We start from the raw sequence: 2,988 nt of genomic DNA, 5'->3' as shown, positions 1-2,988 counted from the left end.
GCTGGGATGACTACTTCCAGACGCTGACGACCAGCCTCGTCGGCGGCGACGCGCCCGACGTGATCACGAACCACGCGTCCTTCTTCCCGCAGCTCGCCAGCACCGGCCAGCTGCTCCCGCTCGATGACGTCGTCAAGGATGAGGGCATCGACCTTGACGCGTACCAGGCGGGCCTTCCCGAGCTCTGGGTGGGCGAGGACGGCAACCGCTACGGGCTCCCGAAGGACTGGGACACCGTCGCCACGATCTACAACGCCGGCTACCTCGCCGACGCCGGCCTGACCCCCGAGGACCTGCAGGACCTCAGCTGGAACCCGGAGGATGGCGGCAGCTGGGAGGCGACCATCGCCCACCTGTCGGTCGACAAGAACGGCGTCCGCGGCGACGAGGCAGGCTACGACCCCGCCAACGTGGCCGTCTACGGCCTGGGTCTGAAGGCGAAGTCGGGTATCGGCGCATTCGGCCAGACGCAGTGGAGCCCTTACGCCCTCAGCAACAACTGGACGTACGCCGACGAGAACCCGTTCGGTAAGTCGTTCAACTACGCCGACGACGAGTACATCGAGACCATCGCCTGGTGGCGCTCGCTCATCACCAAGGGATACATGCCCAGCTACGAGGCCGCCTCCTCGGGTGTCAGCATCAAGGACGCCTACGGGGCCGGCGCGTACGCACTCGTCACCGACGGAAGCTGGAACGCCAAGACCTACTTCGGCTACGAAGGCGTCGAGAGCGGCATCGCCCCGCTGCCCAAGGGCCCCAGCGGCGAGCGCGTCGGTGTCCTGAACGGCCTGGCCGACTCGGTCATCGCGACGACCGACGAGCCGGAGCTGTCGAAGAAGTGGGTCGCGTACCTCGCGTCCGCTGACTGCCAGGATGTCGTGGCCGAAGCCGCCGTCGTCTTCCCCGCGCTCATCACCTCGAKTGAGAAGGCCCGCGCGGCGTTCGAGGCGGCCGGCATCGACCCCTCCGTGTACTACGAAGCCGCAGCGGCAGGGGAGACGGCACTCGCGCCGATCGCCAACCACTGGCCTGACATCCTCGCGATCATGGAGCCGGCCGTCGAGTCCGTCCTGATCTTCGAGTCCGAGCCGGAGTCGCTGAAGGACGCAGCAGCAGAGGTCGAGGCGCTCTTCGCGAACGACTAGGTATTGCTCCCGCCGCCCCCGGCACGCCATCGTGCGTGTCGGGGGCGGCTGCGTCCGTGCTGGGCTCGTTGGCCCGGCATCCGAGTCGGGCACACGGTCGCCTATCGGGTGCCGCTGGCTGAAGCGGCCCATCGACAGCGGGTCCGCACGGCCGCAGGACGACTGCAACGGTGTTCAAATCTCATGGTTWGTGGCCACGACACTTCGCCGCTCGGCACAGGTTCACGAGGTGTGCACAGATGTGTGCATCTGGGGCGCCGATTCGCGTGTTTCCAGGCGTTTCGCAGCCCATCTACTTTGACTGCGGATCAGAAGGTTGGGGGTTCGAGTCCCTTCGGGCGCACACTGTGTTGAGACAGTAACGGAAGAGAGTGCCGATATCGGCACTTCTTTTCGTTAACGAACGGCTGAGGCGGCGCCGCACACGTGACGTTACGGTGGAGAGTTCGACCACCAGATCCCGCACTGCTTCTTCGTAGACTTGCGGGCCGCCCTGAGAGGCTGACAGAGCATGATTCGTACCGCCATCATCGGATTCGGCCTCTCCGGCCGGGTCTTCCACGCCCCGCTTGTCAGTGCGGAGCCTGGATTCCGCCTCGACGCGGTCGTCACGGCATCCCCCGATCGTGCCGGCGACGTCCGCGCGAAGTACCCCGATGCGTCGGTCGTGGCGAGTGCGGATGACCTGTTCGCCCGTGCCGATGAGTTCGATCTCGTCGTGATCGGGAGCCCGAACCACACCCACGCGCCCCTCGCGCACCGGGCCATCGCAGCCGGACTGCACGTCGTGATCGACAAGCCCGTCGCGGTCACCGCCAGCGAGGCGGAATCCGTCGTCGCGGCGTCTGCTGCCCGGGGCGTCGTGCTCACTGTCTTCCAGAATCGACGCTGGGATGGCGACTTCCTCACGCTCCGTGATGTCGTGGGCAGCGGTGAGCTCGGCACGATCCACCAATTCGATTCCGCCTTCGAAGGGTTCAAGCCGGCGGTGGGCCCGAAATGGAAGGACTCGACCACATCCGAGGCTGGAGGAGGGATCCTTTACGACCTTGGCCCCCACCTCATCGATCAGGCGACACAGCTGTTCGGTGACGTGGTCGAAGTCCACGCGGAACTCGATCGCCGCCGCCCCGGCGCGATCAGCGATGACGACTCCTTCGTGACACTCCGGCATGCGAACGGCGTACGCACCCGACTGTGGATGAGCGCCGTCGCTCCGGTCTCACGGCCGCGATTCCGCGTTGCCGGAGCGCGCGCGGTCTTCAGCACCGCAGGTCTGGACCCCCAAGAGGCCCAGCTGGCCGCGGGCCGCACACCCGGCGACCACGGATTCGGCATCGACGAAGCCCGCACCGCGGCGATCGCCGGGCCCGACTCTTCGCGAGAGATCTCGCTCCTTCCTGGGCGCTACATCGACTTCTACCGCGGTCTTGGCGACGCGATCCAAGGAACCGGCCCAGCTCCCGTGGACCCCGCGGACAGCGTCCGCGTGCTACGCCTGATCGAAGAGGCAGTCCGGCAATGACTTCCTCTCTCGTCCTCGTCGCGAACGCCGGTGACGGCACGATCGCCTCCTTCCGCTTCTCGGATGGCTCGCTGGAACTGCTCGCGACAGCCGATGGACTGACAGGATGCTCGACCTTCGTCGTCGACTCCGCCCGAGGAATCGTGCACGCGGCCGTCAAGGGTGACCCGGCAGGCGTCGTCACCCTCTCCCTCGACCGCGACACCGGCGTCCTGGCGCCGCTCGCGCGTCGCGACCTGCCCGATGGCGGGCTCAACTACCTGGCCCTGACGCGCGACGGGTCGGTTCTTCTGGGCGCCTCCTACGGCGGTGGCT

General features: G+C 67.0%; 3 protein-coding genes. All 3 read left to right on the top strand.

Features of this window, described 5'->3' with window-relative positions; translation table 11 throughout:
- On the top strand, positions 1-1,148 hold a 1,148-nt coding region (locus tag AC1DVT_RS19205; protein ID WP_477390882.1), incomplete at its 5' end, for an extracellular solute-binding protein.
- A gap of 511 nt (positions 1,149-1,659) precedes the next feature.
- Positions 1,660-2,673 carry a Gfo/Idh/MocA family protein gene (locus AC1DVT_RS19200; protein ID WP_477390880.1) on the top strand — a complete coding sequence of 338 codons (1,014 nt, stop codon included), beginning with the start codon at positions 1,660-1,662 and terminating at the stop codon, positions 2,671-2,673.
- The coding region (locus AC1DVT_RS19195) for a beta-propeller fold lactonase family protein (protein WP_477390878.1) at positions 2,670-2,988 on the top strand (319 nt) is incomplete at its 3' end. The genes AC1DVT_RS19200 and AC1DVT_RS19195, both read left to right, overlap by 4 nt.

It is taken from the genome of Microbacterium sp. P2_F9 (assembly GCF_056403635.1).
The sequence above is the reverse complement of the archived record's forward strand: the minus strand, read 5'-3'. Positions and strand labels throughout refer to the sequence as shown.